21 protein-coding genes and 1 pseudogene are annotated in these 26,470 nt (G+C 45.4%); 3 read left to right on the top strand and 19 right to left on the bottom strand.

The annotated features are described in order from the left end of the window. Window positions 1-65 precede the first annotated feature (65 nt). From RG608_RS06235 to pcrA, 3 genes are all read right to left on the bottom strand, one after another. Window positions 66-1,346 (bottom strand): O-acetylhomoserine aminocarboxypropyltransferase/cysteine synthase family protein, encoded by a 1,281-nt coding sequence (locus RG608_RS06235; RefSeq protein WP_268686498.1) that lies wholly within the window; start codon window positions 1,344-1,346, stop codon window positions 66-68. Window positions 1,347-1,444: 98 nt separating this feature from the next. Beyond that, window positions 1,445-1,843, bottom strand: coding sequence for an NUDIX pyrophosphatase (locus tag RG608_RS06240; RefSeq protein WP_268686497.1), 399 nt, complete (start codon window positions 1,841-1,843; stop codon window positions 1,445-1,447). Then, complete coding sequence (gene pcrA, locus RG608_RS06245; RefSeq protein ID WP_268686496.1) at window positions 1,840-4,128, bottom strand: DNA helicase PcrA; 2,289 nt, start codon at window positions 4,126-4,128, stop codon at window positions 1,840-1,842. The genes RG608_RS06240 and pcrA overlap by 4 nt, the downstream gene beginning before the upstream one ends. 259 nt (window positions 4,129-4,387) lie before the next feature. Here pcrA and RG608_RS06250 point away from each other — a divergent pair, with 259 nt between their 5' ends. Continuing rightward, window positions 4,388-5,584, top strand: a complete 1,197-nt coding sequence (locus tag RG608_RS06250) for a cation diffusion facilitator family transporter (protein WP_268686495.1) — start codon at window positions 4,388-4,390, stop codon at window positions 5,582-5,584. Window positions 5,585-5,616: 32 nt separating this feature from the next. Here RG608_RS06250 and RG608_RS06255 read toward each other — a convergent pair whose 3' ends face one another. The 5 genes from RG608_RS06255 to RG608_RS06275 form a co-directional block, all read right to left on the bottom strand. Further along, window positions 5,617-6,354: a hydrolase gene (locus RG608_RS06255; RefSeq protein WP_268686494.1), complete on the bottom strand. Its 738-nt coding sequence runs from the start codon at window positions 6,352-6,354 to the stop codon at window positions 5,617-5,619. Between the two features lie 140 nt (window positions 6,355-6,494). Beyond that, window positions 6,495-7,052, bottom strand: a complete 558-nt coding sequence (lepB, locus tag RG608_RS06260; protein WP_125331455.1) for a signal peptidase I — start codon at window positions 7,050-7,052, stop codon at window positions 6,495-6,497. A gap of 156 nt (window positions 7,053-7,208) precedes the next feature. Further along, on the bottom strand, window positions 7,209-8,714 hold the full coding sequence (pyk, locus tag RG608_RS06265) for a pyruvate kinase (RefSeq protein ID WP_268686493.1): 1,506 nt from the start codon (window positions 8,712-8,714) through the stop codon (window positions 7,209-7,211). Between the two features lie 56 nt (window positions 8,715-8,770). Further along, complete coding sequence (gene pfkA, locus RG608_RS06270) at window positions 8,771-9,781, bottom strand: 6-phosphofructokinase (protein ID WP_002906871.1); 1,011 nt, start codon at window positions 9,779-9,781, stop codon at window positions 8,771-8,773. An 84-nt stretch (window positions 9,782-9,865) separates the two neighbouring features. Beyond that, on the bottom strand, window positions 9,866-12,976 hold the full coding sequence (locus RG608_RS06275) for a DNA polymerase III subunit alpha (protein ID WP_308946712.1): 3,111 nt from the start codon (window positions 12,974-12,976) through the stop codon (window positions 9,866-9,868). A gap of 179 nt (window positions 12,977-13,155) precedes the next feature. Here RG608_RS06275 and RG608_RS06280 point away from each other — a divergent pair, with 179 nt between their 5' ends. After that, the gene (locus tag RG608_RS06280) at window positions 13,156-13,863 is read left to right on the top strand and encodes an ABC transporter ATP-binding protein (RefSeq protein WP_295505688.1); all 708 of its coding nucleotides are present in this window, start codon (window positions 13,156-13,158) and stop codon (window positions 13,861-13,863) included. 14 nt (window positions 13,864-13,877) lie between these two features. Further along, window positions 13,878-14,711 (top strand): lantibiotic ABC transporter permease, encoded by an 834-nt coding sequence (locus tag RG608_RS06285; protein ID WP_308946713.1) that lies wholly within the window; start codon window positions 13,878-13,880, stop codon window positions 14,709-14,711. Between the two features lie 42 nt (window positions 14,712-14,753). Here RG608_RS06285 and RG608_RS06290 read toward each other — a convergent pair whose 3' ends face one another. From RG608_RS06290 to secY2, 11 genes and pseudogenes are all read right to left on the bottom strand, one after another. After that, window positions 14,754-15,449 (bottom strand): LrgB family protein, encoded by a 696-nt coding sequence (locus tag RG608_RS06290; protein ID WP_308946714.1) that lies wholly within the window; start codon window positions 15,447-15,449, stop codon window positions 14,754-14,756. Continuing rightward, a complete protein-coding gene (locus RG608_RS06295) occupies window positions 15,442-15,822 on the bottom strand; it encodes a CidA/LrgA family protein (protein ID WP_002929967.1) in 381 nt (126 codons plus the stop codon). The genes RG608_RS06290 and RG608_RS06295 overlap by 8 nt, the downstream gene beginning before the upstream one ends. A 173-nt stretch (window positions 15,823-15,995) precedes the next feature. Beyond that, window positions 15,996-16,217: an accessory secretory protein Asp5 gene (locus RG608_RS06300; RefSeq protein WP_308946715.1), complete on the bottom strand. Its 222-nt coding sequence runs from the start codon at window positions 16,215-16,217 to the stop codon at window positions 15,996-15,998. A 1-nt stretch (window position 16,218) separates the two neighbouring features. Then, window positions 16,219-16,401: an accessory secretory system protein Asp4 gene (gene asp4, locus RG608_RS06305; RefSeq protein WP_308946716.1), complete on the bottom strand. Its 183-nt coding sequence runs from the start codon at window positions 16,399-16,401 to the stop codon at window positions 16,219-16,221. Next, window positions 16,394-17,746, bottom strand: a complete 1,353-nt coding sequence (gtfB, locus tag RG608_RS06310) for an accessory Sec system glycosylation chaperone GtfB (RefSeq protein WP_308946717.1) — start codon at window positions 17,744-17,746, stop codon at window positions 16,394-16,396. The genes asp4 and gtfB overlap by 8 nt, the downstream gene beginning before the upstream one ends. Further along, window positions 17,730-19,250 carry an accessory Sec system glycosyltransferase GtfA gene (gene gtfA, locus RG608_RS06315; protein WP_308946718.1) on the bottom strand — a complete coding sequence of 507 codons (1,521 nt, stop codon included), beginning with the start codon at window positions 19,248-19,250 and terminating at the stop codon, window positions 17,730-17,732. The genes gtfB and gtfA overlap by 17 nt, the downstream gene beginning before the upstream one ends. A 12-nt stretch (window positions 19,251-19,262) precedes the next feature. Next, the gene (secA2, locus tag RG608_RS06320; protein WP_308946719.1) at window positions 19,263-21,644 is read right to left on the bottom strand and encodes an accessory Sec system translocase SecA2; all 2,382 of its coding nucleotides are present in this window, start codon (window positions 21,642-21,644) and stop codon (window positions 19,263-19,265) included. Further along, window positions 21,637-22,116, bottom strand: a complete 480-nt coding sequence (gene asp3 / locus RG608_RS06325) for an accessory Sec system protein Asp3 (protein WP_168956175.1) — start codon at window positions 22,114-22,116, stop codon at window positions 21,637-21,639. The genes secA2 and asp3 overlap by 8 nt, the downstream gene beginning before the upstream one ends. Continuing rightward, a complete protein-coding gene (gene asp2 / locus RG608_RS06330; RefSeq protein ID WP_268686484.1) occupies window positions 22,113-23,642 on the bottom strand; it encodes an accessory Sec system protein Asp2 in 1,530 nt (509 codons plus the stop codon). The genes asp3 and asp2 overlap by 4 nt, the downstream gene beginning before the upstream one ends. Continuing rightward, complete coding sequence (asp1, locus tag RG608_RS06335) at window positions 23,632-25,212, bottom strand: accessory Sec system protein Asp1 (protein ID WP_268686483.1); 1,581 nt, start codon at window positions 25,210-25,212, stop codon at window positions 23,632-23,634. Before asp1 ends, asp2 begins: the two co-directional genes overlap by 11 nt. An 8-nt stretch (window positions 25,213-25,220) precedes the next feature. Next, a pseudogene (gene secY2 / locus RG608_RS06340) lies at window positions 25,221-26,445 on the bottom strand (accessory Sec system protein translocase subunit SecY2). Window positions 26,446-26,470: the final 25 nt, after the last annotated feature.

Here is a 26,470-nt window from a genome sequence, read left to right on the forward strand (position 1 = left end):
TATAACAAAAAACTAGGCGAAAACCTAGTTTTATTCTTATTTGCTTAGTCTAGAGACCTTGAAAATTAGATAGATTCCAAGGCGATTCTCAAATCCTCAATCAAGTCATCCACATTCTCCAAGCCAATAGAGAGACGAATTTGATTTGGTGTAATGCCTGCTGCCAGCTGATCTTCTGGCGACATCTGACCATGAGTCGTCGTAGCTGGATGGACAACCAGAGACTTAGCATCTGCTACATTGGCCAAGTCAGAGAAAATCTCCAGGCTGTCAATAACCTTACGAGCTTCTTTCTCTCCGCCATTGACATTAAAAGTGAAAATTGAGCCCACACCTTTAGGGAAATATTTTTCTGCCAAAGCATGATAAGGACTGTCAGCAAGCTTGGGATAATTGACCTGCTCAACCTTAGGATGCTCTGCTAGGAAATCTACAATCTTCTCGGCATTGGACACATGGCGCTCTACACGCAAAGAGAGAGTTTCCAACCCCTGCAGGAAGAGAAAGGCATTGAAGGGGGACATGGCTGCGCCTGTATCGCGCAAGAGCTGGGTCCGGACAGCAGTAATAAAGGCTGCTGCTCCGACATCACGCGTATAACTAATATCATGATAACTCGGATCCGGATCAACAAACTGCGGAAACTTGCCAGAAGCTTCCCAGTCGAAGCGACCGCTGTCCACAATCACACCTCCGATGCTGGTCCCGTGACCGCCGATAAACTTGGTCGTAGAATGCACCGCAATGTCCACACCATGAGAAAAAACATTGATCAGATAAGGCGTAGCAAAGGTATTATCGGAAATCAACGGAATCTTGTGAGCATGAACCAGCTCTGCCAAAGCGTCAAAGTCAGGAATATTAATCAGCGGATTGCCCAAGCTTTCAATCAGAACCAACTTGGTATTGTCCTGAATGGCTGCTTCTACTTCAGCCAGATTTTCAATATCAACAAAAGTCGTGGTAATGCCATAGCGAGGCAGGGTTTCCTTGAGCAAATTAAAGGTACCGCCGTAGATGGTAGAGGCTGCCACTACATGATCGCCAGCATGCGCCAAAGCTAGAACGGTATAGGTAAGGGCCGCCATACCAGAAGCTGTTGCTAGAGCTCCGACTCCACCCTCCAAAGCCGCAATCCGCTCCTCAAAAGCAGACAGGGTCGGATTGGTAATCCGAGTGTATATATTGCCAGGCTTGCGTAGGGCAAAGAGATCTTCTCCCTCCTGAGTATCATCAAACACATAGGAAGTTGTCTGGTAAATAGGCAGAGCCCGTGACTTGGTTGTCGGGTCAACTGTCTGTCCGGCATGAAGCTGCAGGGTTTCAAATTTAAATTCACGTGTCATAAGGTCACCTCACTATAGTTATGTGATAAGTCTACCACTAAACGCCCCGCTTGACTAATAGAATTTCCTTATCAAAAGAAATAAAGAGAAGCTATATCTTATAGCTTCTCAGATATAATCTCAAAAGTCGCCTGATTGCTGGGCCAGTACAACTGCGACGAAACTTTGTCTAAAGCTACCCACTGAGCTCCTACATGCTCATCTGAAATCTGGATTTCCTTCTGTTCTGTCAGAACTAGAAAGAGATTTTTGTGGATGGACAGATTTTCATCAATCTTTACCATAAAATCTCCAAGACCCGTCAGACTTGAACAAGCTAAGAGCAAGCCGGTCTCTTCTTTTATTTCTCGGAGACAGGCTTCTTCTGGACTCTCGCCGCTCTCAATCCCACCAGTAATGGGTTGCCAAAAGGAAACTTTCTCAGCTTCCACTTTCAAGAGCAAGATTTCTCGCTCCTCTGGATGATAGATCCAGGCTTCAATCGACTGTCTTATCATGATTTTTTCTCAATTGGCGCTATGCTGGCCAACACTTTCTTCAGACCGACTTCTGGGAAATTGATCTTAAGCTCTTGATTATTTCCGCTGCCAGAGACTGCCAGAACTGTCCCATCGCCCCATTTCTTATGGTGGGCAATATCTCCGATAGCCCAAGCAACTTCTGGCTTAGATGGCTGGCTCTGACTGCTCTTTCCAAAAGGCAGACTGCCTGTAGAAATCGAACTAGGAGCCGCCTGACGCTTCCGCTCTTGTAGAGCCTGTGCTAGACTCATGCCCTGACCAAATTTGCTAGTATCGCTATTGGTATAACTGACCTTAAAGGAGCTGTTTGCTGGTCGAGCCAGTCCCTGATAGTCAAGCAAGTCTGAGCTGATTTCTCTCAAAAAGCGAGTAGGATGATTATAGTTAGTTTTACCATAAAGCATCCGAGAATTGGCATTAGTCAGATAGAGAATCTTCTCTGCTCGAGTGATGCCGACGTAGGCCAGACGCCGCTCTTCTTCTAGCTCATCCTCATCTTCAGATGCCCGGCTCAGAGGGAAGACATTTTCCTCCATACCAACCAGAAAGACGACTGGAAATTCCAATCCCTTGGCTGCGTGGAGGGTCATCAGAGTCACTTCAGAACTCTCCGTATCTCCGTCATCTGTGTCTGCAATCAAGGCTAAGTCATTAAGAAAACGGCTGAGCTTATCAAGACCAGACTCATCAGTAGGATTGTCTGGACTTTCATCAAAGTTCTTGGTTACAGACAGAAATTCTTCGATATTTTCAATTCGCGCTTGGCTTTCCAAGGTTGCCTGGGCTGCCAAGGCTGCAGCATAACCTGTCTTTTCCAATACGGCTTCTACTAGCTCAGTCACTGTATAATCATCCAGGCGCTCCCGCAAATCGAGAAGCATATTGGCAAAATCATAGACCGCCTGAGCCGCCTTGCCCTTGACCGGTGACAGCAGGATATTGGCCGATGCATCCAGTAAAGAGATTTCCTGACTGGACGCAAAATTTCGAATCTTATCAACAGTACCAGGTCCAACACCCCGCTTGGGCTCATTGACCACGCGCTCATAGCTGATATTGTCGCTAGGATTGGCGATGAGATTGAGATAAGAAATAACATCCCGGATTTCCTTGCGGCTGTAGAACTTGGTTCCACCGACCATGGTATAGGGAATATTGGACTTGAGCAGAGCTTCCTCCACCGTCCGGGACTGGGCATTGGTCCGGTAAAGAACTGCAAAATCCTTATGGCTGTAGCCTTCTCGGCTCAACTGATCAATAGTTCGAGCGACAAAGAGAGCTTCGTCCTGCTCATCATTAGCCCGATAGTAGACAATTTCCTCACCGTCTTCGTTTTGAGTCCAGAGATTTTTAGGACGGCGGTTGCGGTTGTTTCGGATGACCTCATTAGCTGCCTGAAGGATGGTCTTAGTCGAGCGATAGTTTTCCTCAAGCAAGACTACCTTAGCTTCAGGATAATCCTTTTCAAAGTCCAGGATATTCTGCATATCGGCTCCCCGCCAGCCATAGATAGACTGGTCAGCGTCTCCGACCACGCAGATATTCTTAAAGCGCGAAGCCAAGAGCTTGACCAGCTGGTACTGGGCATGGTTGGTGTCCTGATACTCGTCTACATGGATATATTGGTAACGTTGCTGGTAATAGGTCAGGACATCTGGATTCTGGTCAAAAAGCCGCAAAGTCAGCATAATCAAATCGTCAAAGTCCATGGCCTCAGACTGGCGTAATTCCTTTTGATAGGCTGTGTAGCACTTGGCCACAATCTCTGTATACATATCACCAGCTAGATTCGCATAGGCCACCTCGTCAATCAGATCATTCTTGGCATTGGAAATAGTACCTAGAATGGCGCGCTCATTCCACTTTTTAGGATCTAGATTGAGATTTTTGAGAATCCGTTTCATCAGAGTCCGCTGCTCACCCGGATCAACGATGGTGAAGTTGCGGTTGTAGCCAATATGATCTGCTTCTCGCCGCAGAATACGCACACACATAGAGTGGAAGGTAGCGATTAAGCATTCTTGAGCCTCCGTTTTAAGTTTTTCAGCCCGTTCTCTCATCTCCCGCGCCGCCTTATTGGTAAAGGTAATGGCAAGGATATTCCAAGGATTGACCATCTTCTCATCAATCAAATAGGCGATACGGTGGGTCAGGACACGGGTCTTGCCCGAACCAGCCCCCGCCATAATCAGCAAAGGACCTTCTGTTGTCTGAACCGCCTCAGCCTGACGGTCATTCATACCGTTTAATAAAGGATGCATGTTTCTTCCTCTTTCAAAGTCAATGCTACTATTATAACAAAAATCCTGATGAAGCTAAACCAGAAAGAAGAGGAATTTCTGATTTTAGATTAGATTTTTAGCAAGTCATTTTAGCAACCCTACGCCCGACGCAAATTGAAAATTAGCTCTATTTTTGCTATAATAAGCCCATATGAGACTTAGAACATCTGTCCAGAGATGACATTTCTTCGCAAGTCTCTTTTCCGTTCTGCTGCCCCACTTAGAAAGAAAGGCTGTCATGAAAAATCCTAGTAACAATCTGAAGCTAGCGGAGAGAGGAGCCATCCTTTCCATCGCTACCTATCTGATTCTCTCCGCGGTCAAAATCATCGCTGGCTCGACCCTCCAGTCCTCCAGTCTGACGGCCGACGGCTTCAACAACGTCTCTGATATCGTGGCTAATATCGCCGTTCTAATCGGCCTGCGTATGGCCAGAAAACCAGCCGACCGTGACCATCGCTTCGGCCACTGGAAGATAGAAGATCTGGCCAGTCTCATCACATCTTTTATCATGTTTTTCGTTGGTTTTGATGTCTTGATAGAAACCATTCAGAAGATCATCTCCAACCAAGAAACCAAGATTGACCCTGTTGGTGCCGTGGTCGGAATCATCTCGGCAATCATTATGTTGGGTGTTTATTTTTACAATAAAAAGCTAGCTAAAAAAGCTCATTCCAAGGCTCTGGATGCTGCAGCCAAGGACAACTTGTCAGACGCTGTCACTTCTATCGGCACTTCAGTTGCTATCATTGCCAGCGCCTTTAATTTCCCAATCGTTGATAAGCTGGCAGCCATTGTCATTACCTTCTTCATTCTCAAGACGGCCTATGATATCTTTATGGAATCATCCTTCAGCCTGTCCGACGGATTTGATGAGAGCCTACTCCAAGACTATAAGCAAGCTATCCTGGAAATTCCTAAAATCACTCAGGTTAAGTCCCAGCGGGGTAGGACCTATGGCAGTAATATCTATCTAGATATTATTCTTGAAATGAATCCAGACCTTTCTGTCTATGAGAGTCATGAGATTGCGGACCAGGTTGAGGATATGTTGATGAAGCGCTTTGGGGTCTTTGACATTGACATTCATATCGAGCCCGCTCCCATTCCTGAAGATGAGAGATTGGAAAATCTTTATCCAAACCTACTCATGCGTGAGCAGCTCGTAGAGCAAGGCAGCCAACTGGATACGCTTCTGTCCGCCGAATTTCTCTATATTTCCCAAGATGGCCGACAGCTAAACAAGTCTGAATTTCAGGCAGAAAGAGCCTCAAAAACACCTATCAAAAACTTTGAACTCCTCTCTGTCAGCCAGAAAACCAAGCTCATCCGCTATGAAATGGACGGTGTTATCCATACCAGCCTCTGGCGTCGCCACGAAGTATGGCAAAACATCTTTCATCAAGAAACACGAAAAAAACAGTCTGATAATTAAGTCAGTCTGGCTTTTTCTTTGCAACACATCATTCATTTCCCCGTATAATAGATAACAGTAATGCTATCTAGACTTTGCAAATTTGTTTGATTCTCTTTAGCTTTCAGGCCGTCTTTTTCAGGATTATAAGACAAATGATAGTTGTCATAGCTATCATCTAGGTAGGAATAAATCTTTATCTTATCATTAACAACTAACGTAGCTTCTCTTGCCTGTCCAAAAGGCTTTCTTGAAATCTTTGTAAATTCAATTTTTTCAACATTTTCATAGTGATTCAGTAAAAATAAAGCCAGCCCCTCTTCCTGGTTGCGCACCTTTACTTTTTCCTCAGTCGTCAGCCAAACATTTTGTCCAGAGTAAATAACATCCGTCTCACCCGCATCTTTAAAATTTGTGACCTTCTCTTTCTTTTTCAGACGAAAAGTCAATTCTGTCGAATCAGCGTGAGAGTTATCATTTATATTATAGTTTTCATCTTTTGAGTCCAAAGAAACATGTGGGATATAACTGGTATCATTTACAATGAGACTAACGGAATCCCCTTTCCATAAATTTCCCTTGGAAAATTCATCAAATTCAATTTTTTGAACATCTTCATAATGATTAATGATATAAAGTGCAATCTTTTCCTCTTTCTTACGAAGCTCCGACATTTCAGTATCTGACATCCATATTTTTTCACCATCTCTATTTACTATACTGCTGCATGCTGTCAAAAAACTTAGAGCCAGTATAGCAAAAAATAATAATTTCTTCTTTCTTGACTTCAAGAGCATTCTCCTTTAACGGTCTTTTGATATTAGTATACCACATCAGGACAAGTATCTTTATGTTTACTTGGAACTTGAAAGTTGATTTTCAAAGAAAAAAACCAAGGCTTGCCCTGCCTTGGTTGAAAATAGACTTCAATTTATTTATTCTTAATAAAACCAAATTCATTAAGAGGTGAGAGTCGGAACTCCACCACTCCCTTGATTTGACTAGCTTTTATGAGTCCAAATTCTCGGCTGTCCTTGGTATTTTCACGTCGGTCATTAAGAATCAGATAAGAATCTTTAGTAATTTTATCAGACTTTGAGTCTTTTAAATCCATAATAGAGAAATCATGAGTGTAGTAACCCGAACTTCCTGCTGAAGCCAAATATTTCTCGCGCATTTTCTCAATGTATTCTTCCGACATGACCTGACCGTTCAGGTAAAGGAGGTCATCCATATAGGTTACCTGATCTTTTTCCTGGGCAATGACCCGGCCGACATAGTCTTTGCCGTCCACTTCATAGAGAACAAAGTCTCCACGCTTGATGTCTTGCTTTCTCGTCGCCAAGACCAAGTCATTCTTTGCCACATAAGCATTGCTGTCTTGTTCAGTCACCCGATAAGGCGTATAAATAAAAACTCTCAACCCTATAATGATAGCTGCTAGAACTGAAAAAATAATGACATTTCTTAATAAATCTCTCTTTAACATCTGTCTCTCCCATCTCTTTTATACCATTATATCATTTTTAGACAAAATCGCCAATGACTGAAAATAATTTCTTTGCCCCTTGCTTGCCCCTTATAACAAATAAAAACCTTGCTGACAACGATAAAGCGTTGATATAGCAAGGTTTTTAAATTATTATTAACGTACTGTACGGATACGCATTGTGTTGGTACGAACTGCTTCACCAAGCGGCACACCAGCAACGATAACGATATCATCACCAGATTCAACCAAGCCTTGCTCAACCGCAATCTTTTCAGCGATGTCAAACATATCATCTGTGTTAGATGGCCTGTTTGTAGTCACTGGAATTACACCCCAGTTCAGCATAAGACCGCGTTGAGTCAATTCGTCGAAAGTGATAGCCAAGATATCAGCATTTGGACGGTATTTAGAAATCAAGCGAGCTGTGTGACCAGTCTTAGTAAGGGTAACTACCAACTTGATATCCATTGAGTTTGTAGCATCTTTAACTGCTGAAGCCATAACTTCAGTCTTAGAGTTACGCTCAAAGTTATCAGTTGTCAAACGGCCATATTCGTTAAGAAGGGTTTGAGCATTCTTATCGATAGTAGCCATTGTTGTTACTGACTCAAGTGGGTATTTACCATTTGCAGACTCGCCTGAAAGCATAGTTGCATCAGTTCCGTCGATAACAGCGTTAAATACGTCTGATACTTCTGAACGAGTTGCACGTGGTTTTTCTGTCATGGTTTCAAGCATATTAGTTGCTGTGATAACCACTTTACCAGCTGCATTTACCTTTGTGATGATCATCTTTTGGTAAACTGGAACCATTTCGAATGGTACTTCGATACCCATATCACCACGGGCAATCATGATACCGTCAGCAGCTTCAATGATTTCGTCCAAATTATCGATACCTTGTTGGTTTTCGATTTTCGCGAACAATTGAACATGGCCATTACCAGTTTCTTCACAGATTGCACGAACTTCGTTGACGTCTTTTGCAGTACGTACAAATGAAATTGCGATGAAGTTGATTCCTTGCTCAAGACCAAAGCGGATATCGTCATTGTCACGCTCAGCAAGTGCTGGGAAAGGAATCTTAGTGTTAGGAATGTTCACACCTTTTTGCTTAGCAATGATGCCGTCGTTTTCAACTTCTACTTCAAATTCACGAGTAGCATCGTCTTTAGCGACAACACGAAGACCAAGTTTACCATCATCAACCAATACTTGACGGCCTACTTCAACATCATCGTAGATGTCCAATCCACCAGCAACGTTCAAAGCAATGACTTCACGAGTAGATTTGATACCTTGCTTAGTAGCAACACGGATTTTTTCACCAGTCTTGTATGAATACTCTTTTGCATCGCCTTCAAACAATTCTGTACGAATTTCTGGTCCTTTTGTATCAAGAAGGAAACCAACTTTTTGGCCGGCAATTTCTTCTGCACGCTTAACAGTTGCCATGCGCTCTCCTTGCTCAGCATGGTCACCGTGTGAGAAGTTGAAACGGAATGTATTTGCGCCAGCTTCAATCAGCTTAGCAATGTTTTGAGCTGATGCTTCAACATCCAGCTTTTCTCCCCAATATCCGTCATCACCGAATTTTTTACCACCGCGGATTTCTACCGCAGGACCTAATGTTGCAACGATTTTTACACGTTTATTCATGATTGTATGAAACTCCTTCTTCTATTTGGCCTCTTGGCCTGAATAACAAATAATAATTAAATATTGATGCTGCGGTTCAAATCAGCCAAGTCCAGATCAGCCTTATGCGGATTATTGACGACAATCTTTCCTTCAGCAGTTAAGCTAAAGAGTGCTCCTTCTTCAGCAGTTCCCAGGATTGGGCTTTCAACCATCTGCTCATTGCGGATTCCAACAGCAACTCCGCCGATACCTTCTTTAAGCAGTTTAACAGCATGTGCTCCCATACGAGATGCAAGAACACGGTCACGCGCAGTCGGTGAGCCTCCACGCTGGATATGTCCGAGCTCTGTGACACGCAAATCGCTCATATCTCCAGCTTCTTTCAGCTTTTCAGCAAATTCATCCGCTGACATGACACCCTCAGCCAAGACGATGATGTTGTGCTTCTTACCCTTGGCATAGCCACTCTTAATGCTTTCAACAACTTCTTCGATCTTGAAACCTTCTTCAGGAACGATGATTTCGTCCGCACCAGATGCAATACCTGCCCAGAGAGCAATATCACCAGCATTACGTCCCATTACTTCGATAACGAAAGTACGGCGGTGACTGGATGAGGTATCCCGAATCTTGTCAATCGCATCCATAGCTGTAGTAACAGCTGTATCAAAACCGATAGTGAAGTCTGTTCCGACGATATCATTGTCAATGGTTCCTGGAACACCGACAGCTGGGAAACCATGCTCTGTCAAGCGCATAGCACCGTGGTAAGATCCATCACCACCGATAACAACGACACCTTCAATTCCATGTTTTTTAAGCTGCTCAATCCCTTTCAGCTGCCCTTCAACTTGGGCAAATTCAGGATAACGAGCAGAGTGAAGGAAGGTTCCACCGCGAGAAATAATGTCACCAACTGATGTCGCATCAAGTGGGTAAATCTCGCCAGCAACCATTCCAGCGTAACCATCATAAATCCCGTAGACTTCCATTCCTTCGGAAATTGCTTTACGAACAACTGCACGGATGGCAGCATTCATTCCAGGGGCATCACCACCACTAGTCAAAACAGCAATACGTTTCATTTCGCTTTTTGCTCCTTTTTCTTTTTAACATTCTTATAGATTATACCACAATCATCATGAAAATTCTCTTATTTTCCATATTTTTTAACGAAAAATCGTTTTCATAGTATAATTCTTCAATTCCTCTTGCAGCTGCTCTGATTTCTTCACTCGGAAATGAGGTGCAGATATGGTTCGCTTCTCATCTTCATAGTGCAGGACAACCGGAATATTGCCGGGGTATTTCTGCAAAACATGAGATATTTCCCGATCATGCTCATGGCTCGCAAGTTTTATCCAGAAGCGTTCTGTAGTAGCTTCTTCTATATTTGACAAGACCAACTGTAAACGACCATCCCGCTCCTGCACCTTGCCGCTCAAGTAGTAAATCCCCTTCTCCTTAATGCGTTCACCCAGCTGTCTATAAGTATCAGGAAAGAGGGTAACATCCAGTTTTTTCTTCGTATCTGAAACCTGCAAGAAGGCCATATTCTCGCCCTTTTTAGTCCGGATAGTCTTAATAGTCTGGACTTCAGCTAAAATCCTAGCTCTGCTATTTTCCGTCAGCTCACTAATCCAGCTAAAGGGCTGGTCCGATTCTTTGGCCAGTTTAACCAAGGGGTGATCGCTAAGCCCCACACCGATTATGCTCTGTTCCAGCTCAAACTTTTCAGCATCGCTAAAATCCTGAGCCTCTGTCCAAGAATAAGTCGTATCGGCAAAGAGACTGCCCAACTCATCTGCAAATACAAACAGATTAGGCAGATTGGCTAGAATTTTTTGGCGATTTTTCTCAAAACTGTCAAAGAGCCCCAGCTGGATTAGAGGAGTCAGCAGCGGAATTTTATGGTAATTCTGAGGCAGGCGCAGAATAAAGTCTTCCACCCCAGTAAAGGCGGCATTTTGTCGCTCTTCGATAATCCAGTAAGCCAAATCCCTAGGCAGGCCTTTGATATTTTTCAGGCCCAAAAAAATCTTCTTATCCTGAAACTTATCATGGTAGGGAATATTGTTGATACTGAGGGGTGCTGTTTCAAAGTCAAAACTCAGGGCATCGGTGATATAGTCACTACTTGAATAATTGAGCATGACATCAAAGAAAACATCTGGATAGTGAGCCTTGAAATAAGCCAACTGGAAGGCCAGAGCTGAGTAGGCATAGGCGTGGCTGCGATTAAAGCCATAGCCAGCAAACTTCTCCATAATAGCAAAGACTTCCTTGGCTTTAGTTTCCGAGTGACCTAGCTTGAGAGCACCTGCAACAAAGTCCTCCTGCATGCGGTGCATTTCAGCAGCACTTTTCTTACCCATGGCCCGCCGCAAAATGTCAGCTTTCCCCAAACTAAAGCCACCAAAGCGCTGGGCCACCTGCATGACCTGCTCTTGGTAGAGCATGATACCGTAAGTCGGAGCTAGAATATCAGCCAAACTGTCATCAATCAACTCCACTTGCTCCATTCCATGCTTTCTCTTGACAAAATTGTCGATATAATCGCTAGCCCCAGGACGATTGAGAGAGGTTGTAGCCACTACTTCCTCAAAGCGAACTGGCTGAACCCGCTTGAGCAGGCTGATTGCACCCGGCTGCTCAAACTGGAAAATCCCCTTGGTCTGGCCGGCTGCAAAGAGTTTCAGAGTTTCTGCATCCTCCAAGTCAATCTCTGCAATCTCAATATCTACCTTATATTTTTCCAGGGTTGCTTCCTTCATCCGCTGGACAAAGGTCAGATTACGCAAGCCCAGAAAGTCCATCTTGAGCAGACCGTTGCTTTCCACACCGTGGGCATCATATTGGGTGATATACATGTCCTCACCGTATTTGAGCGGTATCTGGTCTGTCAGGTCATTGTCACTCATCACAACGCCGGCTGCGTGGATAGAGGTCTGACGGGGGTTGCCTTCGATTTTTTTAGCAATATCAAAGGCCTTTTGATATTCCAGCTTACTATTGATAATCTGACGAAAGGCCATATTTTTCTCATAAGCAGAGGTCAGACTATCGCCAAAGAGGATTTTCTTGGTAATATTGGTCAGCTCATACTCTGGCAGACCGAAGCGCTTGAAGACATCACGAACGGCCTGCTTGGCTCCAAAGGTCGAGTAGGTCACAATCTGAGCTGCATGCATGCTGCCATAGCGGTCGCGAACATAACGGATAAATTCCGGCCGGTAAACATCAGGAATATCGATATCGATATCGGGCATGGTATAGCGCTCTAGATTTAGAAAGCGCTCAAAAAGCAGGTTATTCTTGACTGGGTCAATCCCAGTAATCTCCAAAGCATAGGCCACTAGACTGCCGACAGCAGATCCTCGGCCCATGCCCATATAATAGCCCTGACTGCGACCAAAGCGCAGCAAATCCCAGACGATAAGAAAGTAATCATCAAAGCTCATCTGATGAATGACATCCAGCTCCTGGTCCAGTCGTTCCTGATAAAGTTTACCTGTTAAACCGCGTTTTTTTAAGCCAGCTTCTGAGCGCTCCCGAAGTTCTTCTACGGCAGGACGTTCCCGATTAAAGCGGGGCAGTTTCAGCTCCCTATTGATATCATAGTGAACATCACGGACTAGCTTCTCAAGATTAGCCAGACTCTCTGGGAAAGTTTCCTTAAAAGCTGCTGCCAGAGCAGCTGGAGTCATTAGAAACTCATGATTGGGGAGGCTGCCAATCTCCCGCAGGCTGGCATTTTCTCGAATAGCCCGGAGCATCTGCAAGGTCTCCAAATCTCCTGTGTCAAAATATCGGACGGTATGCAGGGGCAGGGTTGGCCGACCAAACTCCTGCTGGGGCGTTGCTGGAAAAACTCCAACATAAAAATCCAAACCCAAATCCAGATCTGCTACTCCGTCAAAAGCAGGAACAATCACAGCCAATCCCTTAAAGAGATGCTGGAAATCCTCCAAATTCTTTTGTCCCATCATCTTGAGAGTCGAGACTTTCATCAGATTGCGGTAGCCCTGACTGTCTAAGGCCAGCAGACGGAGATGAAGCTCCTGCTCTGCCTTGATCAGACTCAGCTCCAAGCCTAAAAGCGGCTGTAGTCCCGCAGATTCGGCTTCCTCTAAGAAATGATAAGCCCCATAGAGATTGTCCACATCCATCATGCCCAGATGACTGTATCCTAACCCCTTGGCTTTCTGCACATATTTCTTTATCGGGATCAAGCTATCCATAAAACTGTAAACAGTCTTGGTATCAAGTTGTATCACCACATTTTTCTCCTTGAACATGCTTTGCTTCTTCTTATAACTATTATACCGCAATTCACTGAATGAGGGAAATAAGAGTTGACTAGAAATAAATATTCCGGTCGCCTTTTCTGACTTTCTTTGCCATTTTTTAAAGGAAAAGGTATAATAATGATAAATTTAACAAAGTAAAGGAGACATGTATGAATCAGTATCCTCTGGTCTATCTTGACCATGTCCATAAAAATTATGGCGACGCACCCGCCCTCTATGATGTGAGCTTAAACATCCAGCCTGGCAGAATCATCGGACTTCTAGGTCCTAATGGCAGCGGCAAGACAACTATTATTAAGCTTATCAATGGTCTCTTGCAGCCCACCTCTGGTCATATCTATCTAAAAGGAGTTAAACCTTCTCCTGATACGAAAAGAATCGTTTCCTATCTGCCAGATACGACTTATCTAAGCGACAGCTCTAAAGTAATCGAAGCTGTAAAATATTTCCAAGATTTTTATGATAATTTTGACAGCGCGAAAGCCATGCAGCTTCTAAAGGATCTTCATATCGATCCTCAAGTGCGCATCGGAAGCCTTTCAAAAGGTAACAAGGAAAAAATGCAGCTCATTTTGGTCATGAGCCGCCATGCGGAACTCTATATCCTAGACGAGCCTATCGGTGGTGTGGATCCGGCTGCTCGTGACTATATCCTGCAGACCATTATCCAAAATCGCACGCCTCAGTCTTCTGTCATCATTTCCACCCACTTGATTGCGGATATTGAGCCAATCTTGGATGAAGTAATCCTGATTAACCAAGGTCAGATCTTTTTGCATGAAAATGCTAATCAGCTGCGTCAACAGTACAATCAATCCATTGATAATCTCTTCCGCAGCCAGTTTCGCTTTTATTAGGAGGTCTTCATTATATGTTTGGAAAACTGTTTAAATACGACTTTAAGTCTAATTACAAATGGTATTGTATCACCTTTGCCATTCTTCTCACTCTATCTATCTTGATGGGATTCATAACTGGCAGCAGCTTGAGACCGGAGGTCATGGAACGCTATAGTGACTACCCAATGGCTACTAGTGGTGTTATTGTCACTTTATACCTACTCTTCCTCTTGCTTTTTTCTGCATCCTGCGCTGTCTTTTTGTCCAATACCATCATTATTATCCGTCGGTTTTATAAAAATGTCTTTGGGCGAGAGGGCTACCTGACCTGGACCTTGCCGGTTACGCCGCACCAGATTCTTCTGTCTAAACTTCTTTCCGCCTTTGTTTGGACCCTCTTGTGTATGCTGATCATGTTTATTAGCGGCCTTGTCATTTTTGGCATTGCCCTCCCTATTACAGGCTATTCATTTAATGAGTTTTTTAAATATATTGGCGAAATCCCAAATCTGTGGCTTTGGATTGTCAAATACGGCTTTCTTAATCTCCTTCAAATCCTTTCTGGTATCCTCTTCTTTTATCTAGCAATCTCAGTCGGACAGCTATTTAAGAAGAATCGGATTATGATGGCTGTGCTTTTCGGATTTTTGATTTGGAGTGTTCTGGCGATCCTGTCAATCTTCTTACCTAATTCCTTTGACCCATATGGACTATTTGGTTTATACAATTATAGTTACTCCACTATGGACTTTGAACAGATGCTAGATGTCTTTCTTATTATCCGAATCGTCTTTGAACTGGTCAAAATTTTTGGTTTCTATTTTACAATCTATGTCATTGTAAAAAACAAACTAAATCTCCAATAAACAAAACAAGGTTGAAACAAAACGTTTCAACCTCGTTTATTTTTACTTCAGAATAATGGCTGCCACGATGGGGCTGACCAGTACGTACATGAGTCCAGTCACGCCAATCGCAAGTCCTGCCATAGCTCCTGCGACCTGGCCGTATTTAAAGGCAGTTCCCGTTCCTACTGCATGGCCGGTTCCCCCTAAAGCTAGACCGATAGCTACTGGATCTGTGATTCTTAAGAGCTTAAGAAGCGTTGGCCCCAAGACACTGGTCAGAATTCCCGTCGCAACCACCACCACTAATGTCACTGTAGCAAGCCCTTGCAGCTTGTCTGTAATACCGACAGCCATGGCCGTTGTGACAGATTTCGGAAAAAGAGATACAGCCAGAAAGAAATCCATGCCGAAAAACTTAGCCAACAGAGCAGTAAAGCTAGTATTGACTACAACCGCCGCAAAGGTCCCAATCAAAATACTGCGTGCATGGTGCTTCATCAAATGAAAAGTCTTGTAAAGCGGAATCCCCAAAGCAACCGTAGATGGCACAATTAGGTTGTTTAAATAGGAGCCGCCGACATAGTAATCCTTGTAGGAAATACCGGTTAATTTTAAGAAAGCAATAACCAAAACTGCTGCAATCAGCAAAGGTGTTGTCAAAGGATGAGGAAATCTCCGAAAAATCAATAGACCGAACAGATAGGCCAAGATAGACAAGGCAAGGCCAAAGAGAGGGTTGCTCCATAAATCAGACATTGCTGGCGTCTCCTTCCTCATAATCTCCTTCAAAACGAGTCTTAATCAGCTGCACCACAACTGCAATCACGCAAACATTGAGCACAATCGCTCCTAAAACAATCAAAATAATCGGCAGCAGATAAGGTGCAATGACCTGAAATTTATCCATGATACCAACCGCAGGAGGCAGAAAAAGAATGGTCATATTTGCCAAAAGAAAATTGCCAACCATACTGATATGACGCAGGCGCAGGAGCTTGAACTGCAGAGCCAAAAACAGCAAGACCAGGCCAATGATACTGCCCGGAATAGGCAGGTGGAAAACACTTGAAATCCCTTCTCCAACGAGAGAAATCATAAAAATAATCATCAACTGAACGTATAATTTCATACCAAACCTCCATCACTTGTATATCCAGTTTACTCCTTTTCAGAAAAATATCAAGGTGCTTTCAGAAATTAAAACCTTTACATATAAAATCTGCTTATAAAAATTCCCTCCATTGTCTGCAATAGAGGGCCTTTCTTTTTTAGCAGTCGTCTGACTAGCTTCCTAAACAGATACTAAAGAGACTGAACCATAAAGAAAATCATAAGCACAATCAGGGCAAGGCTTGCCAAAAGAACTAGGATTTTCTTTGCGAAGTGAGTTTCCCAGTAACCTGACTTGCCGATTGATGTAGTGCTATCTCTGAAAAATTTCTGGCTCTCTCTGGGAAGAAGACCAACCAGCAAAATCAAGACAAGAGCTGCTACAATGGTAAGTGTAATCAATATTGTTTGCATTTTATTTCCTCAAGGCTCCAATCAATGTAAAAATCAAACCAATCAAGATCATCAAGCCCAAGGCGATGACAAAGGCCTTGTTGAGATTTTCACCTAAGCTGGCCTTTTCTTTCTTGGGCTTGCCATGCTTGAGCTCATCTAACCGCCCCTCAATATCCTTATGAAATAAATCTTTTTTATCCATGCTGACCTCCTAGTACGCTTTGGAGAGTCTCCTGATAAAGACTGACGGGCACATCGTTAGCATGTCGGCCTTGTGCTTGCAAGGCTGACCGCATCTGCTCGACACCAGATAAGGCTTCTTCCAAAGTTGATGCCAGTTGAGCTGGCTGGCTGCTATCGAAAATATGCTCTCGGGCAATGTAGTGTCTGTCATGCAGGGTCTGCTCAAAGCCTAGAATCAAGAGATTGTTCTCAAAAGCCTTGCGCACTGCCTGCAGGACCTGACCTCCGTGATTGATATCCAGATAGATGTCTGATCCCAAGTAGAGCTGCTCAATTTGCTTGAGACTGGCATTTTGATAAAGGACGACATTCTTATAGGACAGCATAGACAAGAGCTTGGGCGACATTTCCGTGAGAGCTGCAATGCGAAAAACTATCTGCGGCAAGGTCTGAACCAAGGTTTCTAAGCCTTCAATCTGATCCGAGTGGGTCAGGATTAAAGCATCTTTTCGTAGGAAGTTGTCCCGCTTGAAGTCATAATGATAACCCAGATGCAGGAACTTCTGCTGCTGGTCAGCTGCAGCCAAACTCTTGGCCTTTTCATAGGTCGCCAAGTCTGGAATGACAATGGTCTGCGCCCGCAGCTGGCTATTTCCCAGAATCAGCTGCATATTGCCCGGAAGCTCGTCATACAGGGGCTCCTGCCAAAAGAGAATGTCCTGTCCAGCTCGACCCGTCAAGCTGTGAGAAACTAGGAAAGAATAGGCCAGCGAATTAAAGAGAATGTGATCCAAGTCAAAGTCTAGCCGTTCCAAGAAGAAACGGATAAAATCCACTCGGCTTTTAAAAATTCGCAAGGGCTCTTGGTCCAGAGTCAGGATGATGTCACCGGTGGCATGATTTTCCACGATACGCTCCTGGCCATCAGTGCTGTAGTAGGTCGTGTTGAAGGCTTCCTGACCTGATTTATAGGCTGTTTTTGCAAAGCAGCGGCCTTGCTTATTATAGCGCTCACTCAGTCGCAGCTGGCCTTTTTTATCAAGCCAATCCACCTGCTTGACCAGCCGGCCCTTGGCCTGACTGGCATAGTGAATCCGTGCCCTTTCTTCTCCCATGTCACTGACACGCGCCGACTGATGGTCGCCTGTGATTTCCCAGAAAGGCGGCACTGGCACTTGATTGAAAAAGAGCGGGTGGTCTACTCCCTCTTCATCCCCCAGAAAGTAAGTATAGGGGGAGATCATGTCGTCCGGCAGAAAGCCATTGGCCTCAATGACAATGGTCGGACAGTCATAGCCAGCTGCAAGGAGGGAATCATGCAAATCCTGGGTTTCCTGATTGTAATAATCAAAGAGCTGAATCATCTCTGACCTCCTTTAAAAGCTGGGACCAAGCCGCTTCAACCCGACTGGTCAAATAATTCTCGGCCACTTGATAAGAGTGTTGGCTCATTTCTTGCTGGCGCCCTTGGCTAAAGAGAGCTACTATTTTCTCCACAAAAGCAGCAATAATCTGATCCTCGACCTGATTGGAACTGACCGGCAGCAGATAGCCATTTTTACCATCATCGATAAAAGTCTGATTGCCATAGCGGACATCAAAGCCGATGAGGGGCAGACCCGATCCGACTGCTTCCATGAGCGTTAAACCAAAGCCTTCGCTGGTTGAAGCCGTCAGATAAAGCTCATAGTCTGCATAAATCTGACTCAAATCTGCATGCCCTTTGAGTCGAGTGTAGTCCTGAGAACCTGCTTCTTCAATCCTGCGGCGCAGCTTTTCTTCTTCGCCCCCCTTGCCATAAATATCCAGAGTGAGCTCAGGCAGCTGGGCATGGGCTTGGACAGTCGCTGCCACTAACCAATCAATATGCTTTTCCGTGGCGAGACGCGAAGCCGTAATCATAGAGAAAGGCTTGCGAGGCTCTTTGGGATAAGTCAGCTGGTCAAGACTCCCCACCGGTATGGTGACAATCTTGGGCTGCTTGTCCGAGTAATGCTGGAACTGCTTCTCTAGAATCCTTTTCTGAGCCTCTGTTGCCACGATGAAAAAGTCCACCTTGTCAGCATTGGTAAACTGGTAGTCATAGAAATTGTTCCAGAGAATGTAGTCGTCACTGCTGGCATTTTCACTGAAATGCTCCGCATGGACCACTACTCCCAGCTTAGCCTTCTGGCTCTCTTCAAAGACAATCTGACCAATCCCTGTCTCCCTATCCAAGATAACTACATCATCTGCCTGCAGCTGCAAACACTGGAGAAAATAGCGGACCAGCTCAGCCTTGGAATAGAAAATCCGATCTGGAAAGCGATAGAGCTCTTCCTGACCACCCTCTATCAGCATATCATAAGCCACACTGCCGTCTTCATGGTAGAAACGGCGCTGGTAGAGGGTTGCTGCGTCATTGTGGGGCGCGAAGTATTCACTAGCATAACGGACATAGGAGAAATAATCCTTGCGAATCAATCTCCCCCGCGAGACATACTCTACATGCTCGACAAAGTCCTGATCTTCCTGCCGCAGGTAGCAAGTGATAAACTGATCATCCTGCGGGTAGAAATAGCGGACAATCTTGCCCTCCTTCTCAGAGCGCTCCGGCTGACCTGCGACTTGAGCCAGCACCTGGTCCAGCGTCACCGTCGTCGGTGCAATCTTGATATCAGTAAAGTAATTATAAAGCCAGATAACTTCCTCATCCAGAAAACCGATATTTTCCGTCAAATGCTGGATATTATCCGCTAAAATCATATCCATAAAGATAAACTTAGCCGGCTGCTGGATCCTGCGCAGAAGCTGGGCTCGATAAGCTTGGGCGTATTCCACACCGCTACTGGCCCAGCCGATGCCTAAGTTAATGTTATATACTGTCATATTCTCCTCGTCTTACGGGAAGTACATGATGACTTCTCCTTTAGGGTTGAGTGCCAATTCACTCATCAAAAGATTCTTGACAATCTGCTGCTTCATGCGCTCCTTCATATATTCAAAGCCATCGTAAGCCTCTTGGTAGTATTCTACCAGAGGATTTTTCATAGAGAAATGCTGACCGCTCAGGGCTGCCTTGAGCTGCTGCAGATAGTCCACCTGCTCGACCCAGTTCTCATCAATAGCCTTGAGAACGGACACCCGCTGAAAATGGGTAAAGAGCTTGTCAGACTTGAGATAGGCTTTCTTTGCCTGTAATTCCTGCTCGGCAATATCCTGCAAAAGCTCTGCAATTTTCTCCGGCGAATAAATATCGAAATCATAAGGAATACGCTCAGCATGATAGCTGAAATGGTCTAAGATAAAGCGATAGAGGTCAGCCCGCGTCCCATAGGACCGCTCATAGGCTGCCTGATGAATGACCTGACTGAGGACGCGGCCGATTTCTTCGTCAATCCGCTCCTCAGCTTGAATCAGGCGATTGCGCTCAGCATAGGTAATCTCCCGCTGAATCTTCATACACTGGGCATATTCCAGGGTCATCCGGCGCGACATCTTGGCACTGCTCTCGCTGGCTCTCTGTGCCTTGGCTACTAAGTGTCTAAAGCGGCGCTGCCCCAGCTGGACTGGATGCTGCTGAACTTCTTCAGTTGAGTAGTCCTTGTAGAACTTTTTGAGCCAGTCTGGCCCCCACTTCCTGAGCAGGTCATCCTCTAGCGAGATGAAGAACTTACTAATCCCCGGATCACCTTGACGACCTGAACGGCCACGAATCTGTAGATCAATCCGCTGATTCTCCATCCGCTCAGTACCAATCACCACAAGACCGCCCAAATCTGCGACACCTGGTCCCAGCTTTATATCCGTACCGCGGCCGGCCATGGATGTAGCCACCGTCACCGCACCTTTCTGCCCAGACTCAGCGATGATTTGTGCCTCACGCGCCGCATTGTTGGCATTGAGCAGGTTGTGAGCGATGCCTTCTCTCAGCAGTAGGGAAGAGTAAATCTCCGACATCTCTACTGAGCCGGTAAAAATCAAGAGCGGATTGCCTTGAGCATGGTAGTGCTTGACCTCGTCCAATGAAGCAAAGACTTTTTCTGGCAGGGTCTGGTAAAGCTGATCTGGCAAGTCCTGGCGTATAACTGGCTGGTTGGTCGGGATCTTGATGACAGACATGGAGTAAGTCTCCATAAACTCGCTCTCCACCACCTTGCCGGTTCCAGTCATACCAGAGATTTTCCGGAAGAGGCGGAAGAGATTCTGATAGGTAATGGATGCCATGGCCCGCGTTTCCTCCGTCAGCTTGACATGCTCCTTGGCCTCAATAGCCTGGTGCTGGCCTCCCTGAAGCCGGGTCATTTCCAGCAGACGGCCGGTTGAGCGGTCCAGAAGTACGACTTCAGCTTCTTTCTCACCCTGTCGGACAACGTAGTCCTTGTCCTTCTTGTAGAGCTTGTGGGCTCGCAAGGCTAGATTTAGGTGGCGGACCAACTCTTGATTTTCCTTGGAGAAAAGATGCTCCAAGTCAAGAAAAGACTCCGCCGCCAGAATACCTTTCGATGTCAGCCAGACTTCATTCTTCTCGTCATCGTAGTGATAATCCTCATCTTCTTTCAAAGTCGTAATGAAGGTATCCATGATAGCATAGAAGTTTGACTGAACCCGAGGCGCACCAGAGATGACTAAAGGCACCTGAGCGCTGTCCAAGAGGATAGAGTCAATCTCGTCTATGATGACATAGTTGAAAGGACTAAGATATTGGTTATCCTTATTCTCAGCTAGATTTTCAATCAGATAGTCAAAGCCCAAGGCACTATTGGTCGTATAGACAATATCCGCTTGGTAAACCAGCCGCTTCTGCTTGGGCGTCAGCTTTTCAGTCTCATCAGCTACCACCGCTGCCTCAATAGTCAGCCCCAGAAAACGATAGACCTGCCCCATTTCCTGAGCATCCCGCAGAGCCAGATAGGTATTGGTGGTCACCAGCATAGCTCCTTGACCAGACAGGGCATTGAGATAGAGCGGCATGGTAGCCGTCAGAGTCTTGCCCTCTCCCGTAGCCATCTCAGCGACATTGCCTTCATGAAGAACAACGGCTCCCATGACCTGCACATCGTAGGGGAACATACCCAGCACCCGCTTGTCCGCTTCCCGTACCACAGCATAAGCCTCCGGCAGCAAGTCGTCTAAAGTCTCACCTGAGGCCAATCTCTCTTTAAATTCCTGTGTTTTCTTTCGAAGATCAGCGTCTGACAGGCCAGCCATTTCTGACTCAAAGCTCTTGACTTTAGCTAAGATTTTCTTTAAGCGCTGAATTTGAAAATGATTTTTAATCATCAGACTCCTCTATGATTTGGTCAATGTTTAAGCAATGAAACTCTAAGGACTCAACTCCTGCACTCAGCAGCTGAACCTTATAGCTATAGGCTTCGTTTGGGTAGGTAAAAATCATACTCTCCGAGCGCTCTACTTGATTGCTGATTTCTTTATCATAGCGGTCAAAGAAGATGATTTTCAGAAAGACGCTGGATTCAGGATAGGTGGTCATATCTCTAGACAGGCAATAGCGAGCTCCCTTTTTGAGCAAGGGGAGAGCAGGCACCTGCCGGTCTCGCTGATAGTTCCATTTGGAAGACCATTCATGGATGGTCTGGCCGGAGGCCATCAGTTTATTTTCAAAAAATATATGTGAAGGGGAATGAATAATAAGGGTAGTGCCATAGAGATAAGTAAAGTCAGTCATTTTACCAGCTGCCGAAACCCCTCTCAGCTCTCCCCAGTATATGCCCTTTCTTTTTTGAATCTTCATTTCTTTCTCCCAAATTCCTTTTCCAATATCATTCGATAGTAATTCATAAACCAAGACACAGACACAGCTAAGTCATCATTATGGCGTCCAGGGACACCTCTGCTAATCAGCTTGGCCTCAGTCAGATGAAGAGCTGCCACCAGATCCTCATAGGCCGTTGGATCATAGTCCTCTTCCTTCATATAGGCGATGCCAAAGGTCGTCCGACTGAAATCAGCCTTCTCAAACTTACGCCAGTAGCGGCGATTCAGCTCCTCTACATGCTCCTGATCTTTGCCACCCGTGTGACGGTGAAGGACATCTAGAGCCGTCGGAAAGACCTCAGGCAGGCGTAAACGACCGCGTTGGGCAATAGTGCCTAGATTTCCCAAGGGTTTAGACAAAACAATAGCTCGTGGACGAAACTCTGATCCGTAATAAACCGCACCGTAGGTCCCCATTGACATGCCCGACAGGATTAGATCCCGCTCGGTAAAGCCCAGAAAGTCCAAATGCTCTTGGATAATCTTATGAATGCTGCTCTCCAGCTCTTGGCTGCCCAGATAAAACATACCGCCATCCACGCGCGGATCTGAAAATAAGAGAAAAGGACAGCCCAAACTGCGCATCATCCCAAAGCCCTCGAAGCCTTCCGCCCGACGGTAACCAGAGAAATAAACAGCCAAAGGTGGCTTCAAATCTCCTGGATAAAAGAAGTAATTAATCTCCTGACGGTGGCTATCACGAAAAATCTTCCCACCCAGAACATACTTCCCAAACTCGTAGCGGGTCAGGCGCTGATGCAGAGCCCCCACCTGAATCCGCCCTTCTCCTCTAGCCTCCAGACTGACGCCCAGATAGGAAGTAAAATCATTGTCCAAAACCATGGATTCCCGCATGTCCTCTTCTGCGAAAATAATCTCGCGAGCGATGTCTGCAGTCGAGCCTTCCTGGATATTATAGAGGCGCAGCCGCAGCTCACAGCTGCCTGATTTTTCATATTCAAGCCAGAGTTCAACTGGATTGAACTTGTTGGCAATAATATTGTATTTCCAAGACAGGATTGGCTGAAAGTCCTGACCAAAGTCACCTTCCAGCTCTAGATTTTCATAACCATTGTAACAAATCTTGCCCCGAAATCCAGGGCTAACCACCATATCAAGCGGTGTCATCTTATCGCCATACTGACCGGAAAAGAGAGCCTTGGACAGCTTGCGGACTAGGTCAGCTCGGTCGCTCATATCCGTTGGCTGAGCACAGTGACGCTTAAGGAAGTACTCAATATCCGCTTCCTGGGTTTCCTGTTCCTGATCATAGAAAACTGTATAAGGGATAATCTTGGGCTCAATCATAAACAAATCTGGGATCCGACGCAAATCGTCTACCAGAATCGCATCAAACTTGCCAATCTTATCCATCTCCATAACTTTTTTGATGGCTAGATTGGAGTTGGGAAAGAAATAATACCAGGCCATATTGTCTGGAATGGAAAACTCTTTGCTCCAGTCGCTAGAGCCAATCTGTAAGATTTTCAGCTTATTTTGCATTCTCAGCCTCCTTGAGCCACTGCTCCCAGCGGCCAATCAGCTCCAGACCAGTATTATGATGGATTTTTTCAATGGAATAAATCAAGGCCTGGTTCCAATTTTTCAAACCTTCCAAATAATAGTCTGCAGCAGTCGGAAGATCAGAGATAGAATCCAAGATATAACCATTTTGCAGATGGGTCACATAGTCCGAGCCCACCAGATTGATCTGCGGAATCCCGGCAGAAATCCCAGCAATCTGCGTATAGAGATTGGGCTGCTCACTCAGGTCAATGATTAATCGTGTATCATCCAGCTCCTGAATCAAGCTGAGCTCGTCCGTGATATTCTTAATGGTGAAACGGAGGTCCTGCTCCTGATTTTCCAGCAAGGCATTCTCAGCCTGCTCACTGCGGCGGTAGTTCTTGACAAATTCATATTGATTCAGATATTCATCAATAACCTCCTGCACCTTGGTCTCCACCTTTTGGATTCCTTCCTGCCAGGCATTGTAAACACCGATAGTCAGCTCTGTATCCGGATGCTTGGCAACATAGTGGAGAACCTTGAAGATGGCATAGTCATTAAGCCCTTCTTCCAGATTAATCTGATAAAAAATCTTGGATTCGCGACGGCGCTGGCTCTTGCCCAGCTGCAGACGAGTATCAAAAGGCGACAGGTAATGCACCTTCTGAGCCTGTCCAGGCAGGTAACGCTGAATAGCCTTCTTGAAATCCATACGATCAGTCAAGACTAAATCTGCCTGCTGCAAATCTGCTTCTAAAGCTGGCCAATCCACTGTATGATTGCGCTCGTGGAAAAAGCTGAGAATGATTTGAACATTCTTGGGCAACAAGCGCAAAATGGCTTGAGTGTATAAGGGATGCGTTGCTAGGACAAACCGGCTGTCCTCTCCTGCATTGCGCTCGATATAGTGGCCTAATTTCTCCAAGATTAAGTCCGGCATGCGGTCATACTCCAGCTTATCAAAGTCCAGTAAGTAAGCAGGATTGACCTCTACCCGACCGTCGTCAGGCTTCAGATGCTCACGAATCCGCCAGTCACCATCCGGCTGCAGGTAGTCCTGATAAAGGGGCTGTCCCTCTTCATAATAGGTGATACTGGAAACAAAGCCCCGATCATCAAAGATATACAACTTCTCCAGCTGGTCATCCTTGAAAAACTTGATAAAGCTGATAAAGCCTTCTACTCCAAACTCGACATGGGCATAGAGCTGTCCCTGCCTGCGGACCATGATTAGAAAGGGCGTATAGACAAACTCGCAGTCTGGCTCCCAGTCCAGATCCTTGATTTGCAACACCTGCATTTCTTTAGACTGGATTCCCTGTATCTCATCAAAGACCGAGTAATAGTCCGTCTCAAAAATATCCTGCCGATGCAAGAGGTAGCGGGCATGCGGCATATAGGCTGGTAAAAGCAGCTGGACTGGCAGATTTTCACTTTGAAAAATCCGAATCTGATGAATGGTATCATCAAACTCCAGTCGCTGCATGGAGCGGTACCAAGGGATAATATCCCGGTGCCAAACCCGATCCCCACTGCCACTCCATGAAGGAATAAAGTAATACATAGTTTCTCCTACAACAATGAACGATAACGGTCATTAAGCGTCAAGGCTTCCACCTCGTCCTTAATAGAAAAGACCATCCCGATAAAAATCATAAAAATCCCCGGAATCATACTGAGCCGCAAATAGCGAATGTCAAGAAGGATCACCAGCATAGGCAGACCAGCAGTCATAATCAGATAGATGGCTCCCACGACAGCAAAATAAGTCACCAAACCATTGATATACCGGCGGGTTGCTCCTCCCGGATAAACATTTTCAATATACTCTCCACTCTTTTGCATCCGCTCAGCAATCTGGTCACCACTGATATTGATAAAGGCGAAGGCCAGTGCCAGGATGAAAATGGTCAGCAGATAGAGAATAAACCAAGCTGGACTTCCCATAGACAGCGCTTCTATCCACTGCTCAATCAGCTGATTGTCTGGCTGGAGAAAGTGGATAATCAAAAGGAAGTACTGAGGAATGCTGACCAAGGTCATAGCGTACATAATCGGCATCCCACCAGCAGGATTAAGACGAATATCCAGATAAGAGTATTTCTTGAAACGGTTATGGATATTGATCTTATTGACTGGGATTCGGTACTTGGACCGCTCAACCGTAACAGCCAGATAGAGAAAGACTAGACTGAAAACCAGCAGCAGACCCAGCCAAAGAGTTGAAATCTTCAGCTCCTGAATGGAGTTCCAAATATCCTGCGGAATGTAGGCAATCATGCTGGCCATGACAATCATGATGGAGCCGCCAAGTCCCATAGCAGCATTCAAATCCGTCAGCCAGATGAGAAAGTAAGTCCCAGCCATCAAGACCAAGGTATCTAAGACGATAATCGTAGTCATATCCACCCCACCTGCTTCTTGCAGTGGCAGGTTTAGGACTAGTGCCACTGACTGAATCAAGGCAATGACCAAGGTCAGCAACATCCGTCGTCTTTCCTGCACTTCCATAGGCAGCTTGCTCAGATTCAGGCGCTTAGACACAGCAAACATCTGCCAGATCAGCATAGAGGACATCCAAGGAGACAGGCCGACAGAAAAGAGTGACATACTGCGCAGATTCCCCCCCCATCAGGGCTGTCGCATAGTTCAAGGTCGTAGAGGTTCCGTCCATGGTAGCTGCCTTGCTCATATCGATGAAGGGCAGGGTCAGCTTGGTTCCCAAGACATAGATAAATAAGAAAAATAAGGTCCACAGAAATTTCTTGATAACGACCGCTTTAAAAAATGACTTCACACTGACTCCTCATGACGATTCTTAG

The sequence above is a fragment of the Streptococcus sp. IsoGale022 genome (genome assembly GCF_031142805.1).
Classification (GTDB): Bacteria; Bacillota; Bacilli; order Lactobacillales; family Streptococcaceae; genus Streptococcus; species Streptococcus sanguinis_A.